The following is a 20,432-nucleotide window of genomic DNA, read 5'->3' on the forward strand; positions in this document are numbered from 1 at the left end:
CTCCTCAAACTGTAATCGTATGAAATGTATGTTTTTCTAACCATATATATGCCAGCTGAGAATATGTTAAAGTAAGAGTGTGATTTGGAAAAAATGAACTATCAAACGATTGGAGGAGGGCTTATGAGGGAACTTTTTGAGCCAGGTACAGAAAATGTCTTTCAGCTATTTTCCAGTGTTCACCTGTCTACACTTGCGGCTTTCCTGCTTATGGTCATCCTGCTATTCTTGTTTCGTAAACCGTTGAGAAATCCTCGGATCAATTCTATTGCACGGGTTGGATTATTTCTCGTACTGATTATTTCTGAAATCAGCCTGCAGGCATGGCTTTGGTGGAGCGGCCATTGGAGCTACCAATATTCACTCCCCCTTCATCTGAGCAGTATTTCACTCATCCTATCCGCCATTTTACTTTTAACTAAAAGTTATAGATTATTTGAATTCACCTATTTCGTCGGGGTCGGCAGCGCGCTCCAGGCAATGATCACGCCGGACATCAGCCTGTATACCTTCCCACACTACCGCTATGTCCATTTCTTCATCTCACATGGCGGAACGGTGATTGCCAACCTGTTCATGGTATTTGTCGCAGGATACAGGCCGACCGGGAAATCCATCTGGAAAGCATTTATCTGGCTGAACGTCTATACTCTGATCGTCTTCATCGTCAATTTCCTGATTGAAGGAAACTATATGTACATCTCCGAAAAACCAGTCAATCCATCGCTGATTGACTATCTCGGACCATGGCCATGGTATATTTTTTCGCTGGAAGCCATTGCGCTTGTTACTTTCTTTATACTGTATTTGCCGTTCTGGGTAAATGGAAAGAAAGCAAAGCCATAAAGATGAAAATGGCGTGAAAACGGACATTAGTTGTAGCACACCATTTTTTGCATTAAAGTACACTTTTTAAAAGATATTAAATTAATTCTGTCCTAGAAGAAGGTCTGATAGTAGAACCAGACCTTTATCTTTCAACCTCAAAGTTAAACAAGTTGGCAAGTCTTACTAACTCCTCAGAATCACCCTGCTTTTTATTCAACAACCCCTGATTAGTCATATAGTATACATAATTTTTGGTAACGATATATAACGCAGCTGATCCATATTCTGTTGTAGGTTCATGTAAAAATGCCCTTTGACCTGAAACATTTATTTCCGTGACTTTTGTTCCGTAGAGGGGATGTTCGGGAAAGAAATACTTACTCATTTCTTCAACTGATCCCGTTTCATTCTTTGTATAATGTACGGAAATAAACCTTCCTTCTGAAGTCGGGTAAAAGGCCTGTGTAAATATTTCTTCTTTACTTCCTATATTTTCAACAGATACTGCAAGAAGTGGTTCTCCTGAGATTGTATTAATCTCCTTGTAGGCATCCATTGGATAAACGACATATTCCATCCCTTTTTCGGTTAAAACCGGTGTCTCTTTCCCGTTGATCACTTCCATTGTATACAGCTTTTCTTCTTTTGATAGCATTCCTGAGACAAATGAATCTTCATTCCCCAATTGAATAATAAGCAAAAAAAGAAAAGAAAAAGTGATACTTATAGATGATATGTACCCGAAAATTTTGAAAGCTCGAGATTTAACCTTTTCCTTATAAATTTGCCTCTCCAGTTTTCTCCTGACTAAATCGGCTTGCTCCTGACTCCATTCCAAATCATATTCTACTTTCTGAAGAGCACGATTATAAGTGTTCAATTCACTTTGTATGTTCATTTAACCCCGACTCCTTGCTTAATCTTTTTTCCAAAGCTAACATCCCACGATGCAAAGTGGACTTAACTTTACTTTCCGAACAATTCAATATTTCAGCTGTTTCGCTAATTGAAAAACCCTTGATCTTTCTAAGGATGATAACTTCCCGGTGAGATTGTTTAAGTGCACTTAATGCTTCGTGAATTTCCTTTGAACTTTCTTTAAGCTGGACTACATTTTCTGGCAATAGTTTAATGTCAATTTGAGGTTGGAATAACTCTTTAAAAAAGCGAATTGGCTTTTGTTTTCTCATGTGGTCAACAGTCACATTATGAGCGATACTGAACAACCATGTTTTTTCGCTAGAATTCCCTTTGAAAGTATGATGATATTTATAGGCCTTAAAAAATGTTTCCTGAGTTAAATCCTCAGCTTGTTGATAGTCTTTTGTAAGCATAAAAATAAATTTAAAGATTGTTTGATGATACAGATTGTACCACTCATGAATATCCTCTTCCCTGTAGTCAGCCATCTAAATTGTCTCCTTGTTAATTTTCTTAATTCTTAGACGTGCAGTAGCGAAAAAAGTTTTGGTTTTGGTTTCATATTTTTATTTATAGTTATATCGGCTAATTAATCTTAAAAAAGAGCTAATTATAGCAAGTTCTTCATTGGGGTGATTATACTCTAAAACTTTTAAAATACATTTGTGTTCACTGTGATTCAAGAAAATTATATACTATTAATAGAATATTTGTTCTTATTCGGAGGGTAGTTAAATGGAAATTTGGGAAGCGAGTTATATTGCAGGTGTAATTGACGGGGAAGGAAGTATAACGTTAACAAGAATGCATGAAAATGAACATCGTCGTCCAGTACTTACAATTGCTTCAACGGATAAAGAACTTTTAATCTATATTCAGTCTTTGACTGGAGGAATCATTACTAATAAAAGGAATTATAAACCTGGCACACATAAGGATTCATTTACATTAAGCATAAAAAGTAAATTTGAAGTACTGGCGACTCTTCAACGTATACATCCATATTTAAGAATTGAAAGAAAAAGACGCAGAGCGTTGTGGATTCTTGAGAGATATGATTTAGTTACTCCACGCAACGGCAAATATAGACCGGAAATGTTAAAAGCTAAAATAGAATTTGAAGACTTTTTCTTTAAGATTTAGGCTCTATTCTCAAACTTTGTTGCTATTGAATACAAAATAGGATTGAATGACTTATGTTTCTTCGCAAAGTTGACTCTTTTTATGAGAAAAGAGCATGCAAACTTAATACCGAACTGCAAAAGGGCTTTATATTACGTTAAAATCGGATTTCGATTTTAACAACAATCTTTACGAAAACAGCCAATATTTAATAATTTTAATTAAAGAAAACCTCTAATACAATAGAAAAAGCATAAGCCTGCCATATGGCAAACTTATGCTTATTTTTCATGTGACGTAAACCATATCTTTTCCAATAAATAAAGCATAAGGTTTCCACGCTTAGAGCCACTTAACTTTATGGCACTTTTCATCAGGTTCCCCGTGCTTTTTCATTATTTTCTTTCCGATTGAATTCAATTAAAAGATCCCTATTCATTTTTTTAGGAATGCTTATGCTTTATTTTTTTGTTCTAGGAAATTTTATGGTTTATTAAAAGATGTCATTATTTGTAGTGCCTAATCTACAAACTGTATCCCAATTGCAGAATCAATTTCTCCCAATATTCACGATACACAGGATTTCTAAATACCGCAGGTTGCTTTAAAGATCTTTGTACTAACTTTCTATATGGAAATACCCCTTGTTGATGAAGATCCAATATCACATCTTTGATTTCGTCTTTAATTCTCTTAGTCCTTTCGATTTTGCTCTGATCTTTATATTTTTTATACCTAAACACAATTTTATTACAAAGATTGGGGTAATATCTTTTAACTGTACTATGTGGGAAGCCATATTTTTTAATAAACTCAGATAAACTTAGGGGAATTTCTTGTGATAATTCTAATAGGAGCTTTTCTTCTATTTCAGCTAGAGTTTCATCCCAACAAGCTTTGTTATAATTTTTATATCTTTGGCTGACTTGTCCACATAAATCCGGAAACTGATCTCTAGCTGAATTTAGACTAAATCCTTTTTCATAAGCTATTTGCTTCAAACTCTTTGGTATACGCGAAGAAATTTCATTCCTCAAATGATATTCTGTCTCTTGCTTAGAAATATATTGATTTTTCCTACTGTTGTTGCTATCATCTAATTTTATTTTCTCTAGTCGAATATCATCATATATCAAATTATATATGGTGCTATTTATTTTCCAACCTATTTTTAATAAGCTTTCTGGCGAAGGGATATGTCTATTGCTAAGCCAACACGATAAGGTTGAAATACTAACGTTTAAAAACTTTGCAAAATTTGTGTTATTAAACTTTAAAGCAGTCATAATTTTGTATAATGATATACCGATAGACTCTTTTGTAGGTAAAACGTTTACTGAGGACGATTTTTCAATTAATTGTTTATAGCTGTCAATAATAAATTTTTCTTCATTAGTTACAGAATCGATTATTTTTCCTTCAAATTTATTACCTAAACTAGTTAAACAATACTGACACTGACCAACGATAAAGTTACCATGGATATAAGGCAACATTTTATTGCAGTTGGGACATTTTTCCTGTAATTCAACAATGTGTTTATCACACATGGTTATATCTGATATATACCATATAAGAGGTTCATATAAATCTTTGTTTTCATCTTCCCATTCTTTTAAACAAACAGGACACCATTTTCTATATTTACCGACAACATTTTTCGAAAAAATACCTGTCCAACTGCTCATAGTTAATTGTTGAAGATCACTACGAGATGTCAATCGTTCAAATACATCAACATATTCGGAACTTACACGACTATTTCCATTTATATATTGAGCTGTATCCCCAAAAATCCCCTGTGATAAGTTATTTTTCAAATACATTTTATTTGTAGTTTGAGCGAATACCCCTTTAATAAGAGAACTGATTGTTACATTATGTTTTAATGCTAGCCTAGAAATATAGCTAGTTAAACTTTCAACATAAGGAGTACCGATACCAATTGGTTCTAAGTTATATAAAGCACTTCTGGAAAAAAATAAACTGTTAAGTTTATTCTCATTTTCTATTATCCTATCAAATAAATAATTCAAGATTTAACCCCCTGATTTTTCTAATTGCTTTTAAAAAGAAAAAAATAATTGAGTGGACTAGATATTTTCCACTCAATTATTTTTTAATAATCCTTTATTGCCCTACAACATCCCTTTCAGGACTTCTATTTCCGGGAAGGGGATTTCTTTTTTGTTTTGTAGTTTTTTCTGCCCTTTCTTCTTTTTTCTCAGTACCTAAAAGAGACTTTAACTGAACTCTATCTTCTTCTTTTTCAATAAAGATTGATTCTCCAATTAATGCTTCCTCAGCTAATGTAAGCAATTTTTGAGTTTGTAATGCATTCTTTTTCAAATTATAAATCGAGATGGTTTTCTCATCATTTTCAATGGCATATGACAGGCATCTTTGTAGCCAATCTTTTAAGATTCCAGCACATCCCACACAGTTTTCATAAATAAATTCTTCATGTTCAGTGAGATTAGGCTCTTCATGGACAGGTAATAATTTCTGAAAAGTTACTAATACACTTCTAAACATTTTCTTATCTTGTTTATTCCTATAGTCGTATCTTGGAAAGTGAACTTCTTTTACCCTTCTTGACAGCTGGCCGTCAAGATTTATTACAGCATTTAAGGCATATGTTCCAAATAATACTATTTTGGTGTTAGCCATATTAGCAAGTGACTTCAATGAATTAAATTGTCTTGTTATAGCAACACCTGTACCGATATCAACACTTCTTCCATTTTCAATCTTGAAAAAATGTTGAGCCTCATCAATTAATAAAGCATTTGTTTTTCTATAATATAGAGCGTTCTCCAGCGATCTCCTTAGTTCGGGTGCTGTTTCACTTTTCCTTGTACTTATTCTATCCTTCGGAACTTGGTTGAAGAACTTTTGATAATCGACCTTATGATCAATCAAAGGCTCATTAAGTCCTGTAAGAACCCTGTAATAAAAGTCCTTCCAATTAAATTTACCTAGATCCGGATTTGGAAGTTCAATTCCCGTAATAGGGATAATACTTTTATCAGCTTCCATTTGTTCTGCCATATCTAGATAAACCGAATGTAGAGTTCTTTCAAATAATCTCGATTTACCAACCCCAGATGGTCCCACAATCAATATGACGTTGCAGTCCCCTGTATATATTTCTTTTTTTAATTCTTTTAAAACTAATCCCATCTTTGGGTGTGCTACAGTATAGTTTTTAAAGAATTCTACACGTTCTTCCTTTGTTTTTTCCAAAAGCTCTTCAGGGAATGCTCTTTCATGGTTACCGTTTTTCATTATATTAACTCCCCATAAATTTCTATTTCATCATCATCATTATCATCTTCCGATTCTTCTAAGATGATATTAGTAACATTTTTTGTGGCTTCATGATCAACAATCGTTAGATTCGGTTTAGTTTCAATCGGTTTGTACTTTTCCAAAGCAAGCATTTCTTCCATATTTTCTGATTCTAAAATAAATCCAGCAATCATCTTTGCTGTGATTATTCCATTAGTTGATCGAAGTTTCTTCTTTTGTCTAAGTTCTTCGGCTATTATTTTTAGTTGTTTTTCCGTCTTTCCATTGAAGAGTGAATATTCTTCGGACAGGCATTTCTCCCAAATATTATTTATCAATGCATATGCTACACCGATATTAAACGGATCGTACCTAACTTCTACTTCAGAATTTTCGACTTTTGGATCTCTAAATTTTGCAGACCAGTAATATGAATAAGTTAATTTTATTCCTTTCCCCGGATGAACCTTTCTAGTTTTTCCTGATACTGATGGTAGGGTCATTAAAATAAAGGTTTCATCATAAGGAATATACGTATTAGGACGGTTACCAGTTAATTCCAACGATTCTCTAAAGGCTTCTTTTGGAGTTTGATTCAACGATTCATTTTCTAAATTGTCATAAACCTCATTAATCCATCCTTCAAGTCTTTCATACAAACTTTCCATTGTCCAAACAGCATGATTTTTTGGATTCACTGTTTTGGTAACTTGACGAACATTTTTCATAATTTGTGTATTACCCTTTAAATTATGAAAGAATAGCTTATTCGCCACACCAAATAAACGCTCAACCACATTACCGAACCTTGCCTTTGCTGCTGGTCTCTCTTTCTTATGGACCCCATATGAAGCAAGTAGGGATTCAAAATAAATACTTCTAAATTCCTTACCACCATCAACCACTATATAATTTGGCAGTCGGTTATATTTTTTTACGCATTCTCTCAGCACCATCATACATGACCTATAAGATGGGGGTTCGAAGGTTAGATAAAAGGCAAGAATTCTTCTTGAATAAGCATCAACCATAAGAGTACACCACGGCTTTATAATTTCGTTATTATGAGCTACTAACTTAATATCCACTACAGTATGGTCAATATGGGCAGTTTCAAAGATTCGTTCCCCATGCCTTGGGGTAGTAAGTTCCAATTCCCAATAAAATTCTTCATGTTTATACGCAGCCCGGCTTCCTTCCCTATTAAAGGTCAATTCATATATACTACGATTTTTTATTGCTTTACAAAACGTTGGGTATGAAGGGGGATCAATATTTTTCTCTTCACATTTAACAACTAATTCACGATAAACAGCTTTTGCTGTCTTTAATTTATTCGTTGCATAACTGCCATCAATCATCTCTACCATTAACTCTAAGGTTTCAGATTTAATTCTTGCTTTCCGATTTCCTCTCTTCTTTGTATACGGCAATAAACCAAGATATCCGTTACCGTGTAATAATTCTGCATCTCTATATTTTTTGACCCAGTTCCTAACAGTTCTATCAGTTACATTATCAAATTCAATTTTTTCTCCGTTTAGATACTTTACTACAGGCTCGTATCTTGCATTTGCAGTGCTTAAATCAGATTCAGTTGCTTGGGATATTATTTTATAAATACTACTATTAGTTTCACTTTCAACAAATATACCTTTGATGTAACCATCTGAAATATAGCCTTCAAATATATGAATTGGTAAGGTAATTTGGTTGCGATTATCATCCGAATATAAAAAAATCTCTTTATTTCTTTGGTCATAATTTAGAATGGTCCATGGGCTTTCACCCCATAAAATCCTTTTACCACTTTCCAATTCAATCTTATTTATTTTGCGATCTTGCTTTTTTGATTGGGCTACAATCGTAAATCCTTTGCTTTGCTCTTTATTCAAAAAAACCTTTACGCTTTCCGGCTGAGTAATTACTGAATTGTACAGATCTATATAGATAAAATTTTTAGCAATTAAGGCATATATATCATCTGTTGAATATTGACCTTCTGCATATTGAATAAGTTCCATTAATGTCAAACCAGGTGTTGCTGATATAACATCCTTTATACGGGATATTTCCTGACTCGCTAAAGCATATTCTTTTACAATGTAGTCTTCCAAAAAAGTGAGATTCCGCTGGAGATTCCAATTAATATCCGCTGATGAACGGACTAAGAATTCTAGATTTAGTTGTTTTGCATAACTTATTCCTGGAGCAAACATCCAATGCCCGTCTTCTCTAAAATATCTATCGGGTCTTTCTTGTGACAACTTAATTAATTTTTCTTCTGTTTTCCATTCAACCCAATAGGCTCTTTTTTTTTCAATTACAAAATAGTCTGGAGTGTAAAGATAAGCTGCTTTCCTGTCTTTTCCATTTTTACTTTGAAAGTAAATTAATTTCAATGAAGGTGGTTGGTCATAATATTCTAGTACATCATCATTAAACTCCATCATATATACTGCTGGAAGTTCAACTTTGTGGCTTTCAAACTGTATAGTCAATCCCATTTTTCTACTACTATACTTTCCCGCTACATTATACTTCCCGCCTCCAACTCTTCTTGACGGCGGTGAATTCCTAATAAGTTGTATTTCTTTTTTTGCTTCTTCTGTTAAATTAAGTTGTACTGCCCACTGTTCAAATTCTTCTGGACTCATCATTATAAGTATCCTCCTTATCTGAAGTTAGAAATAAAAGTATGGAAAATTTCCTCTTGCGTCTGCTCTTTTTCGAAAATTCCCTCCAATTATTTTTCACAATGAATATTAAAGTATGGAAAATTTTCTCTTGTGTTTTTTCTTTTCCGAAAATATCCTCCTATTCATTCTTCAAATCCGTTCTTAGTTAATAAGGTTTTCCAATAGTCTTGAAGTACTCTTTCTTTTAACAATCCACTTTTATTTATCACTTGTTCCATTTTCCTGCGACTTGGATAAACCCCATCAGTTAATAATGTATTGAAGGCGATATTAATTTCTGTTTTTAACAAATCAATTCTTTGACTTGACTTTTCTTTTATAAAATCACTATATCTTTGAGAAATCTGTTTACAGTATTCATTAAAATTTCTGTATAAAACTCTTCTATCATGACCGACAATTTCTGCAGATTTTGACATTGAAATCGGAACTTCATTCGTTAATATCTCAACCAATTTGCTTTCTACTATGGAATAATCCATTGGTTTACGTATTATTTTCTTTGTATTTGTGGCAAGCGAGTCATTAATTTGAAATATCCTAACACCCAATGAATCATATTCGAATAGCAAATCTAAAATTTTTATGTTTAATTTAAAGCAAATTGTCAACAGACTTTCTAATGGTGGTTTATTTACTCCATTTATCCAATATCGCAAAGTAGTTTTGGGAACATTTAAAAATTTCGAAAAGCGTGTTAAATTCCCCGAAAAACTATTCTCCTTGATTGAAGATAAACTATCTGCTAATCCACAAGTATAGTTACCATTTAAGATTTCTAATTTATTCAAAGTCATTAAATCCTCAATATTCTTTAGAAAGAATTTTTGCAATTCCAATTCAACATCACTTATTTCACTTAATTGTGAGTTATCTAGTGGAGCAAAACAGTTAGAACAAAACCCCGTTATACTTTCTCTGCGCAATATATCCACCTTTTTATTACAAGCAGAACATTCACTTTCCAGTAAACATTTATGTTCAATACAAACAGTTACAGGTTGAATATGCCAAATAAGAGGATAATGTAAAACTTCCCGTGTCCTTTTCCATTTACTAATACACTTTGGACACCACGAAAGAGATTCTTTTAAAAGATTTCTAACTGGAATAAATTCCTTCAAGTTAAATAAGGTTAGGTTCACTAAGTCATTTCTTCCAGTTAGGGTTTCCATCACTTTAACTAAATCGTACGAATTCTCCAAAAACCCATTTATCGTCTTAGCTCCCTCGTATAATCGATTTCCTCCATACAAACTACTCCTTGTCAGGTACCCTTTTTTCAGTTGTGGAATAATTAATTTATTGAACAAATTCCCTAGAGTAATGTTATGTTCGTATGCTGTTCGCATCAAATAACTGGTAAAGCTTTCTACACTTTTAGTACCAATGCCTATAGGTTCTATATTGTATAAAGCAGTACTTCCACTTCCTGTTTTTTTATTCTCCACATAAACCTTCCCCTTCTTTTTTAGATATATTTCCATAAACACAAAATTTTTATCCATACTTTTCCAAAATTCACGCTAGCGTGAATTCTATAATGCTTTTGGCCAAACAAAAAAGCCTTATAACATTAGAAATCATTCTAGTGTTTTAAGGCTTTTACGGTCTAATAAGAAAAATGTAATTGGTTATTTCAAAAATAAGCATTTTCAGAATCAGGCAAATTGTTAAGAAACACATTTTCTTCTTGTTTTTGGCAACGTTTAGGTTTGTTTAATTAGGTGTGGAAAAAAAAATCAATTAAAAACAATCGCTATCAAAGGCAAAAGAAGAGGAAACCGTGTTAATCAAAGAATGGAATTTTTCCTTTTATTCTCAATCTAATCTCTTCGATCTCTTTCAGCAATTTGGTTGAGGACTCTTTAGCCAGATTAAAATCTTCATCTGTTGCTGTCCCCTCCCTAATACGATCTAACCAGTTATCTATATCACCAATTAAACTTTCTTGTTTCATCTTACTGCTTTCTATCTCTTCACTATTATACTTTTCATATGCTGCCAGAATTAATAATTTTTCTATATGGGTGTTAGTCACACTGCTTATCCAAGCTAACATTTCATACAGTGATTCATTCAATTCAACAGTGACTTTGCGATGACTCATAACCTCCTCCTTTCCAGGCTACTTTCCCCTCTCCCAAGTATAAAAGGTTATTAATACTTTTATTCAATAAATTTAAGAAGACTGATGTATCAAATTCTTTATGGAACTTACATTTCTTGAAAATAACCATACAACCGCAAGAAAGAAACACACCACTCCTGAAAACCCAAATAAATTAGTTAGCCCTATTTTTTGTTCTAGTGAATAACCAATAATCGGACCAAGTGCAGCACCCAAGTCTACGATTAATGTAAAAGAGGTCATGATAAATACTTTATTTATTACTCTTGATGAATAATCTGTGATAATAGCATCCATAATTGTAGTTAAAACGGAAGCAATTAAAAGATGAACAAGTAAAATTGGCATCCAAACGAGTAGCGGAACATTTTTTGGAATAATGAAATACAGCAAGGCTGCACATACCAGGAAGAAGGATAAAATTCGATTTTTTTGATTAGTTTTATCAAGCGCGGTTCCAATCTTCATTACAATGATTGGTGCGAGTCCCCACCTTAATGCCTGAATTAAGCCGGCCAGTGTTGCTGCACCTACAATTATTCCGAGTAGATTTATTCTATCAGTGTATTTAATCTCAATGATATGACTTAATGTTGCGGTTATCATCCCGTCTAGTAACATAACCAATAGGAATGCTGTTCCCAGGATCATAATAAGCCTACTATTTAGGAATGAATTAAAGTTTGTTAGAAGGGATAGCTTTTTCTCTGAAGCCTCATTGGTTTGAATAGTTCTGGGTATGTACTTAAATATGATAGGTATGCTTAAAAGTGCTGAGGTTCCTATTATGATACTTATTGCCTTAATCCCAAATAAATCCGCAAAAAAACCACCAATCAGCATCCCAACTAGACTTCCTAGACGATAAAGGCCGTTATAGGTACCAACGTAATTTCCACGATTACTGTCAGTAGCGAGTTGTAAAATTAATAAAAAGGCACCTAGTTTAAAAAGTGACCATGCCAATCCCCATATAGAACGCAGTATCACCCAAACAGTAAAATCCTGAGCAAACCCGTAACACACAGTCGTAATCCCACTTAATATTACAGCTAAAAGTATACCTGTTCGAAAGTTTATCCTCTTGTACATATAACCTATTAATGGGTTCAATGGCAGCCTTACAAAGCGGTTAACCGATAGGAGAATGCCAACTTGAACTAAGGAAGTTAAACCAGCTTCTTTCCAGTGTGTCGGCAAAACAATATAAAGCATTGCATCCCCAGCTAAAAAAATAGCTGTTATTAAAGAAATGGCAATAATCGTGTGTTTATTATTAAATTCCATTTTCCACCTCTATTTAAAAAAGACCAGTCTAAAATTGAAGACTGGTCTTCAGGAATCAGCAGCAAGAATTCTTTTTGATTTCAAACACCACAGGCTGCGGCCCACTGCAACATGAAGATGCTGCCGACTTTTCAGAATTGGTTTCTGAATCACAGCAACTTGAAGAAAAATCCGTCTTACATACTCCTGTTTCAGGCAACTCTAAATGTACTTCTTTAGCTCCCTTATAATCTCCTGTTAAGTAAGCTACAATTGATCTCACTTGTTCATATCCAGTGGCAAGCAAGAAGGTTGGAGCACGACCGTAACTTTTCATTCCTACAATATAAAAATCTTTTTCGGGTTGCCTTAACTCCGCTTCTCCATGGGGCCTCACAGTCCCACAACTGTGAATATTAGGATCAATTAGTGGCGCAAGGGCTTCTACACTCTCAACAGATGAATCTAGACTTAGCCTAATTTCATTCAGGAAACTAGTATCTGGCCTGAATCCTGTACTTACCACAATCTCATCAATCATACCAAATGTGGTTTCTTTTCCATTCAATTCACCCGATACGCTTATCTTCCCATCCGCATTGTTTACTTCATGAATATAAAAAGTAGTTATAACCTCTACTTGTTTCGTATCAACCAGCTTTTGTATCCGTGTACCTAGTTCACCCCGGGCTTGTAACCCATCATTTTCCTGACCTCCATAGGCTTCCCTTACATGTTTTTTTCGAAGAACCCAGTAAATGATTGTGTTAGGGTGCTTTTCTTTTAAAACTGCAAGGTCGAGGAGAGCGTTAATAGCCGAGTGGCCGCTGCCAACCACCATTACAGTTTTGTTCTTGTATCGTTCTTCTACCTCTTGAAAATTTGGAATTCCATAATAGATTCTTTCATTCAACTTTCTTTCAGAACTGGTCCAGATTCCATTAGAAAGTATCGGATTAGGATTTTCCCAGGTACCCGATGCATCCATTATTGCTTTTGCTTCAAAAACCTTTGTTACCCCATTAATTTCTACATACAATTGAAAAGGTACATTGTCTCTAGATTCTGTTTTAAGTTTGTCACGACCTTTTTTAGCAACACCGACCACTTTTGCATTTAAAAAGATGTGCTCTTTCAATATTGGCAAATTACTAAGCGGTAAAAGATAGTTTTCTACAATCTCACGCCCCGTTGGTAAATCAGCATCATCGGTTGAAACCCATCCAGCTTCTTTTAGTAATTTCTTGGCTTCTTTATCAACGTTATATTCCCATGGTGAGAACATTCTCACATGTCCCCATTTCAACATACTTGAAGCAATTGTGTTTCCTGCTTCAAACAGTACAAACTTTTCGCCATTATTAACGAGATGAGCAGCAGCTGCAAGCCCCACTGGACCTCCCCCTATGATTGCAACAGGAAGAGTTTCTTTTCGATTTGAATTCAAAGTATTTACCCCCTAATATATTAATTTTTCCATCGCAATTACATCGACGAATTTTCCATCTAGCATACCTTGGTTCTGAAATACACCTACTTCTCGATATCCTTTTTTTCTATATAGACCTTGCCCTAATTCGTTAAAAGCAAAAGTGAAAAGAACAATTTTATGAAAGCCATATTCTTTGGCCACTGATTCAATAAAAGTAATCAATTTGCAGCCTATCCCTTTGCCTCTATATTCTCTTTTGATGTAAACCGAAAGGTCAGCTACACCTTTGTAGGCCTCCCGGTTATTGTATTGATTTAAGCTAGCCCAGCCAATTACCTTCCCATCAAATTCAGCCACAATAACTTTATATCTGTCAGTATGTTTATTCAGCCACTCTATCATGTAAACTTGATCTTTTGCTGTAGTCTCCAATGTAGCGATACGGTCAGATATTCCTTCGTTATAGATGGTTAAGATCTCATCTACATCTTCTGGATTAGCTACTCGAATAACGGTTTCATTCAACTGTAATTCCCCCTGTTTAACAACTGCCACCATCTTTATTTGTACCGCAAAATACAGGTGAGCTTGTCATCACTTTCGCAACTAGATGAATAGCTCTTTGGACAGTTTCTCGCTCAAAGTCAGTCATTTGGTTAAAGATAGCTTCTAGATATTCATTAACCTGCCGATCAATTTCTTCTGCGACTTTTTCTCCCTTTTTAGTTAAAGCCAGAATACTGGACCTTTTATCTTCCTTCGATGGCAACTTTTTAACCAATTCCATTTTTACAAGTGTTTGAATCTGCCTGCTGAAAGTCGTAATATCAATACCTAGTAAATCTGCTACCTTCTGTATAGAGGGATTATCATTGACACTGATCTCATAAAGAATGTGGCTTTGAGCAGCATTCACATCCACTCCGTCAACAGAACAACAGGTTTTATTTAATAAACCAAAACTTCGAGTTATTTCTTGAAAGGATCTTCTCATCGTTTAATGCTCCTTAAATGTTCACAAAATTATTTTTCTTCGCCATTACCGAAGGAATAATAGAAAATGCGGTCTTCCTTAACCCCAGAATAAATCTAAATGTTGGTCCATGACTATGTGAAGATAATGGGCCCGCAAAATATAAACCTGACAAACTTGATTCGAAGGATTCGTTTAATTTAGGGAACTGAGAATAGCCATCTTCACGATCAATAATAGATAATAACTCCTCATCAAAAAATGGAACTTTATCTAAATCGATACGGAAGCCAGTTGCTGCAATAATATGATCCACAATTTTCTCGGTCCCATCTGATAGGACAATCCTGACCTCATCTTCATTTATCAGTTCAATTTGTTCAATCGAAACCCCTGTATTTTGAGGAACAATCCCTTCAACATATGGTTTTAAAAAGTGGGCAACACTTCCTGGAGATTGTCCCCAACCCTGTTTTTTTTCTTCAATTGGAAGTTGATAAAAGACATCTCCAACGTCTCTAAGTGCAATTTCATTTTCTCTACTGCCTGCGTAGTTAGGAGCTTCCTTGCGATATACCAATTCAACATTCGCCCCCTCTCTATGCAATAACCCAGCAGCCTCCCATGCGCTTTGACCGCTACCTAAAACAACTACTCTCTTACCCTTGAAATGAGAAAAGCTCGTGTAGCCTGATGTATGGGATACCAATTGAGACGGTAACTGTTTCAGGAAATCAGGAAGATACTTATAATGTTCCACACCTGTTGCTACTACAACATTCTTTGCCTTGTATTGTTCACCAGTTTCACTAGTTACTTCGTAGTACCCTTCCTGGTTTTCTACTTTGATGATCTTATTAGGAGTAAATTCAATACCTGATTTCTGTGCAAACCAGTTTGCATACTGAACAAAAATGGGCCTTGGAAGTGGTGTAACGAGTTCAATATCAGTTTCCAATGAAAATTGTTGAACAGTTAACTCATCCTTCGAGTCAGAAAAACTAACAAATTCATGTGGTGTTCGAATGAACATGTCTTGTGGCATTTGATTTTTCCAAAAATCCATTGGATAGCCAAACAGTTTGTATTCCAGATTGTTAGACACAGCATGAGAAGCTAACGAAATTCCAAATGGACCCGAACCAATAATAATTAAATCCAACATTCTAACATCTCCTTTTTATTTGCAAATTACAATCTTAATGGTCTGAAATTCAACAAAAATCAATTTAATTATAGTTAATTTATAACATTTATATTTGCATTTTACAACTAATATTCATCAATTTTTTTTGATTAATTTTAAAAATACCTTTAAGGCTTAACTTCAGGGTTGAATTGAAGTATGTGTATGGACAAAATGATAAAAAACCGCAAAGCCCATGTGGCTTTGCGGTCCTCATTAATTTTGTACCTTTATCTCTTCCAGCAATTCTTCTACATAATGCTGTGCTTGTTGAGCTGCGATACTGCCATCTCCAGTTGCTGTAACGATTTGTCTAAGTGTTTTTTCACGGATATCGCCTGCAGCAAATATTCCTGGTACCTTGGTTTCCATTAATTCATTTGTCTCTATATAACCGTTGGTATTCGTTATACCTAGCTTTTCAAATGGCTTAGTCAATGGAAGCATTCCGATATAAATAAATACACCGTCAGTATTGAAATCCATCTCTTCACCATTCTTAGTGGACTCTAGAGTTACACTGCCTACCTTGCCGTCTTTTTCATTGATCTGTTTAACGGTGTGATTCCAAATAAAGTCAATTTTATCATTTGCAAATGCTCGATCTTGGAGTATAGGTTGGGCACGCAGCTCATCTCTTCGATGAACGACTGTTACTTTTGTGGCAAATCTTGTTAAATAGACTGCTTCTTCGACAGCAGAATCTCCACCGCCAACTACTACAAGTTCTTTCCCTTTAAAGAATGCGCCATCACAAACTGCACAATAGGAGACTCCCCGGCCTCCAAGCTCTGCTTCACCTGGTGCACCTAACTTCTTATACTCTGCTCCTGCCGAGATGATTAGTGCACGCGCTTTGTATTGTTTAGCTCCAGCAACTACTGTCTTATATTCCTTGCCATCGATGATTTCTTTCACATCACCATAAGCATATTCTGCACCAAACTTTTTGGCATGCTCAAACATCTTTGTAGAAAGATCCGGTCCAAGTATATGGTCAAAGCCTGGGTAGTTTTCTACTTCTTCCGTGTTAACCATCTGCCCTCCAGGAACTCCGCGTTCAATCATAAGAGTGGATAGGTTGGCACGTGAAGTATAAACAGCTGCAGTCATTCCAGCAGGTCCAGCCCCGATAATGATAACGTCATATATAGTATCTACTGACATATTTTTCTCCTCCCAAATTAACTGTTATGAACCTTCGTTTCCCTTAAGCGTTCGGATAGATGTTCTTTAATGCTTCCTTCATCTCTGGTTTCACATTAATTTTTGGTCTAACTGACTTTGCTACTTCCTCTGCTGCGTCAATAGTATCAGCTATACCCAAATCGAGAAGTGTTCCAACTGCAACCGTCCCTGTGCGATTGCTGCCTCCCATGCAGTGAAAATAAATCTTCTTTCCTTCGTTGTAGGCATTCACAACTTCATTTATCGCCTTCTTAATAGCTTCCTCTTGACGCTCTTCATCGTCCACTATTGGACTATGAATACGGTTATAATCAGAAGCTTCTTCAGGGGCTTCTGCACGCAAATCGAAGATGACATCTACCTTTTCATTTTGCATTACGTCATGGACATCATCTGCACCGCCAATAAAAATACGATCCTTAATTAGTGCATGATAGTTTTTTTCACTCATTATTAAATCCTCCCTAATTAACAGCAATCACTTTCGTTTCCTAGCAAAACAAATGCATTTTTATCTTCTGACACATCTAATGTTAGACCCTCGATATGTTCTTCAATATTCAGGTCTATTGCAACCTTGATTTCATTTATAGTTACTACTTTATCCTCTGCTTCCGGCTCATCCAGAGCCAGACCAACCTGTGGTTTTCCTCAGCCAAAGCCCGCAAAGTAAACGCGGATGCCACTGGCAGCTTGATCCTGAAATACTTGATTCAAAAGATCACGCGCATCATTGGTGATTTGCATTATTTCTCAACCCTTCAAAAATTTATTTTAAGTAATTTTGCAAGTGTTTATAACCCGAATTATCTTGGTTAATAAGCGGAACAATTGCACATTTAACAGCTAGTTCCTTATCTACTTTCTCGATCCATTTTTCTTCTGATACAACTCTCCCACTTAAAACAGGATCAATAGTTTTAGTAGCATACAGACTTTGATTTACTACCCACCATTTAGGCTGAATGCCAGCACGCTTTAAATCTTCCTGTAAACGGCTCGCTTCCAGAACAGGTGTAGCTTCTGCCAAAGTGACGATTACTACACTCGTCTCTTGTGTATTTCTTAAGCGGGGCAAAAGCTTTTCCACGCTCTCTGGTACTTCACCTGTAGAACGTGCTAGTTCTTTATGATAAGACTGGGCAGCATCTAACAGCAGTAAAGTATGGCCAGTGGGTGCAGTATCAATAACGACGATTTCATCCTGTGAACAGTTCACAACTTCTGCAAACGCTCGGAAAATAGCGATTTCCTCTGTACATGGAGAATTCAAATCTTCTTCAAGATAAGCAATACCCGCTTCATCTAACTCTTCGCTGGCTCTAGAAAGAACTTCATTTTTGTAAGCTTCCACTTCATGCTTGGGATCAATTCTACTGATGGTTAGCAACTCATTAATTTTTTCATCCCGGAACATAAATTCAAGATGTGCCGCCGGGTCAGTGGTAGTTAAATGAACTTTCTTTCCCTCTTCCACTAGTCCAAGTGCAATTGTCGATGCCATCGTCGTTTTCCCTACTCCGCCTTTGCCCATGGTTAAAATAACCCTGGTCCCATTGATGGAGAAATCATTAATGACTTCTTTCAAACCAACTAGTTCATGCTTTTGCGTTGCAGAAAGTGTTTCTGAAGCTGGCATCGTATAATGTTTTAATAGAAAGCGAAGATTCCCAATGCCTGTTAGAGAATAAGAGACAAATGGCAAGCTGAAAGTTGGTACTTGCTTTAATGAATCGGGTAACATATTTAGTGCATTTCGCTGCTTTTGATAAAAAGAGGTGGAAACCTCATCACTCGGAACATAATCCTTCATCAGGCCATTGATAATAAGCAATTGTTTAGTTATCCCAATCTCTCTCAATTCTTGTGAGGCTCTATCAGCTTCGAATAAGGATGATTCATCCGGCCTTGTCACCATGATTAAAGTGGTTTTAGCAGGGTCTGATAGTGCAGCTACTGTCTTAGAGTAAATATCCTTCTTTTCTGAAAGCCCTGATAGAGGCCCCAAACAAGAAGCTCCATGTGTGCTCTCTTCTAGAAATCCTGTCCATGCAGTAGGAAGTTGAAGAAGTCTCAATGTATGTCCCGTTGGCGCTGTATCAAAAATGATATGGTCATACCCTTCTGCAATTGCTGGATCTGCAAGCAAACTAGTAAATTCATCAAAAGCAGCTATTTCAACTGTACAAGCACCGGATAACTGCTCCTCCATTGTTAATACAACAGAATCAGGAAGCTTCCTTCGGTATGGGCCAACCACTTTTTCTCGGTAAGTTTTTGCCGCCTCTTCAGGATCTAAATTACATGCAAAAAGATTATTTACACTTGGTATAGCTAATGGAGTATTTGATAATTCAATATCTAAAACATCTTGAAGATTAGATGCCGGATCTGTACTAACTAACAATACTTTTTTTCCTTGATCAGCTAAAAAAACGGCAGTCGCACATGCTGTAGATGTTTTCCCTACTCCGCCTTTACCTGTAAAAAATAGAAATGGGGTGTTAACCGCTACTTTAGGATTAAAAGGTTGGTACATGTTTTCACTTCTTTCTTACTTGAAATCAATTTTCTTAACGGATTTCTTTTCTTTAAGTTCAGAAATACTTAAACCTGACCATTCTGAGAGCTTTTCATTTGTAGGATACTTCCCTAATGCAATAATCTCTCCATCTAATAACGTAACTGGCAATGCATCTGCACCTTTTTCATGAAGTATTTTATTTACAGCCTCATTTTCCGCGAATTTTCCCGGCTCGTTTGCCAAGTTGTATCGAGAAATATCAAAACCCTTTTTTTGTAAAAGGAATACTGCAGAAGCCATCCTTGTTAATTCCGGATCAACACTTGGTCCACATACTCCAGTAGGACAACATAATGCAGGATCAAAGATTTCGACTTTTTTCATTCAAAAAACTCCTTTAGTTTTGAAAATAGCCAAGAGAATATACCTCTTGGCTAATAAGATTTACTTACCTGTTTTCGCAAATGTTTTGATTCGGTCTTTAATCTCATCACGTACACGCTGGAAGAAAGCCCATTTCTCTTCATCTGTACCTTCAGCTTTTGCTGGGTCATCAAAACCCCAATGCTCACGTTTTACGTGTGGTGGTGTCATTGGGCAATGCTCATCTGCATGGCCACAAAGAGTAACGACTAGATCAGCGTTATTCAGGATTTGAGGGTCAATCACATCAGATGTGTGGTTGGAGATATCTACTCCAGCTTCTTTCATCGCTTTAACTGCATTAGGATTTAAGCCGTGCGCTTCTAGACCAGCACTCTTAACTTCCCACTCATCTCCAAGATATTGTTTAGCCCAACCTTCTGCCATTTGGCTTCTGCAAGAGTTTCCGGTACATAAAAAGTAGAGTGTTTTTTTAGACATCGTTAAT

19 protein-coding genes are annotated in these 20,432 nt (G+C 35.6%); 2 read left to right on the plus strand and 17 right to left on the minus strand.

Annotated features, from left to right (window positions below):
* Positions 1–123: 123 nt before the first annotated feature.
* A complete protein-coding gene (locus J7I80_RS14405; protein ID WP_214739029.1) occupies positions 124–846 on the plus strand; it encodes a YwaF family protein in 723 nt (240 codons plus the stop codon).
* 124 nt (positions 847–970) lie between these two features.
* Here the strand turns inward: J7I80_RS14405 and J7I80_RS14410 are convergent, their stop codons facing one another.
* Both J7I80_RS14410 and J7I80_RS14415 read right to left on the minus strand, forming a co-directional pair.
* Positions 971–1,513 carry a hypothetical protein gene (locus J7I80_RS14410; protein ID WP_214739030.1) on the minus strand — a complete coding sequence of 181 codons (543 nt, stop codon included), beginning with the start codon at positions 1,511–1,513 and terminating at the stop codon, positions 971–973.
* 196 nt (positions 1,514–1,709) lie between these two features.
* Positions 1,710–2,237, minus strand: coding sequence for an RNA polymerase sigma factor (locus J7I80_RS14415; protein WP_214739031.1), 528 nt, complete (start codon positions 2,235–2,237; stop codon positions 1,710–1,712).
* A gap of 247 nt (positions 2,238–2,484) precedes the next feature.
* Between J7I80_RS14415 and J7I80_RS14420 the strand changes: the two genes are divergently transcribed.
* A complete protein-coding gene (locus J7I80_RS14420) occupies positions 2,485–2,892 on the plus strand; it encodes an LAGLIDADG family homing endonuclease (RefSeq protein WP_214739032.1) in 408 nt (135 codons plus the stop codon).
* A 503-nt stretch (positions 2,893–3,395) separates the two neighbouring features.
* Here J7I80_RS14420 and J7I80_RS14425 read toward each other — a convergent pair.
* From J7I80_RS14425 to arsC, 15 genes are all read right to left on the minus strand, one after another.
* Positions 3,396–4,907 (minus strand): TniQ family protein, encoded by a 1,512-nt coding sequence (locus tag J7I80_RS14425; RefSeq protein ID WP_214739033.1) that lies wholly within the window; start codon positions 4,905–4,907, stop codon positions 3,396–3,398.
* A gap of 94 nt (positions 4,908–5,001) precedes the next feature.
* Positions 5,002–6,159: an AAA family ATPase gene (locus J7I80_RS14430; RefSeq protein ID WP_214739034.1), complete on the minus strand. Its 1,158-nt coding sequence runs from the start codon at positions 6,157–6,159 to the stop codon at positions 5,002–5,004.
* Entirely contained in the window at positions 6,159–8,822 is a 2,664-nt protein-coding gene (locus tag J7I80_RS14435) for a DDE-type integrase/transposase/recombinase (RefSeq protein ID WP_214739035.1), read from the minus strand. The genes J7I80_RS14430 and J7I80_RS14435 overlap by 1 nt, the downstream gene beginning before the upstream one ends.
* A gap of 161 nt (positions 8,823–8,983) precedes the next feature.
* Positions 8,984–10,312, minus strand: a complete 1,329-nt coding sequence (locus J7I80_RS14440; RefSeq protein ID WP_214739036.1) for a TniQ family protein — start codon at positions 10,310–10,312, stop codon at positions 8,984–8,986.
* A 338-nt stretch (positions 10,313–10,650) separates the two neighbouring features.
* Positions 10,651–10,971 carry a hypothetical protein gene (locus J7I80_RS14445; RefSeq protein ID WP_214739037.1) on the minus strand — a complete coding sequence of 107 codons (321 nt, stop codon included), beginning with the start codon at positions 10,969–10,971 and terminating at the stop codon, positions 10,651–10,653.
* A gap of 72 nt (positions 10,972–11,043) precedes the next feature.
* Positions 11,044–12,279, minus strand: a complete 1,236-nt coding sequence (locus J7I80_RS14450) for an MFS transporter (protein ID WP_214739038.1) — start codon at positions 12,277–12,279, stop codon at positions 11,044–11,046.
* A gap of 55 nt (positions 12,280–12,334) precedes the next feature.
* Positions 12,335–13,705 (minus strand): NAD(P)-binding domain-containing protein, encoded by a 1,371-nt coding sequence (locus tag J7I80_RS14455; protein ID WP_214739039.1) that lies wholly within the window; start codon positions 13,703–13,705, stop codon positions 12,335–12,337.
* Positions 13,706–13,717: 12 nt separating this feature from the next.
* Positions 13,718–14,215, minus strand: coding sequence for an arsinothricin resistance N-acetyltransferase ArsN1 family A (locus tag J7I80_RS14460; protein WP_251027777.1), 498 nt, complete (start codon positions 14,213–14,215; stop codon positions 13,718–13,720).
* Between the two features lie 16 nt (positions 14,216–14,231).
* Entirely contained in the window at positions 14,232–14,684 is a 453-nt protein-coding gene (locus J7I80_RS14465; RefSeq protein ID WP_214739041.1) for a MarR family winged helix-turn-helix transcriptional regulator, read from the minus strand.
* 13 nt (positions 14,685–14,697) lie between these two features.
* Positions 14,698–15,828 carry an NAD(P)-binding domain-containing protein gene (locus tag J7I80_RS14470; RefSeq protein WP_214739042.1) on the minus strand — a complete coding sequence of 377 codons (1,131 nt, stop codon included), beginning with the start codon at positions 15,826–15,828 and terminating at the stop codon, positions 14,698–14,700.
* A 237-nt stretch (positions 15,829–16,065) separates the two neighbouring features.
* On the minus strand, positions 16,066–17,016 hold the full coding sequence (gene trxB / locus J7I80_RS14475) for a thioredoxin-disulfide reductase (RefSeq protein WP_214739043.1): 951 nt from the start codon (positions 17,014–17,016) through the stop codon (positions 16,066–16,068).
* Positions 17,017–17,059: 43 nt separating this feature from the next.
* Entirely contained in the window at positions 17,060–17,488 is a 429-nt protein-coding gene (locus tag J7I80_RS14480) for a protein-tyrosine phosphatase family protein (RefSeq protein ID WP_214739044.1), read from the minus strand.
* A gap of 318 nt (positions 17,489–17,806) precedes the next feature.
* Positions 17,807–19,576 (minus strand): arsenical pump-driving ATPase, encoded by a 1,770-nt coding sequence (arsA, locus tag J7I80_RS14485; protein WP_214739045.1) that lies wholly within the window; start codon positions 19,574–19,576, stop codon positions 17,807–17,809.
* 15 nt (positions 19,577–19,591) lie between these two features.
* Positions 19,592–19,945 (minus strand): arsenite efflux transporter metallochaperone ArsD, encoded by a 354-nt coding sequence (arsD, locus tag J7I80_RS14490; RefSeq protein WP_214739046.1) that lies wholly within the window; start codon positions 19,943–19,945, stop codon positions 19,592–19,594.
* Between the two features lie 60 nt (positions 19,946–20,005).
* Positions 20,006–20,425 carry an arsenate reductase (thioredoxin) gene (gene arsC / locus J7I80_RS14495; RefSeq protein WP_214739047.1) on the minus strand — a complete coding sequence of 140 codons (420 nt, stop codon included), beginning with the start codon at positions 20,423–20,425 and terminating at the stop codon, positions 20,006–20,008.
* Positions 20,426–20,432 lie beyond the last annotated feature (7 nt).

The organism is Bacillus sp. ISL-41 (assembly GCF_018613235.1).
Lineage (GTDB): Bacteria > Bacillota > Bacilli > Bacillales > Cytobacillaceae > Mesobacillus.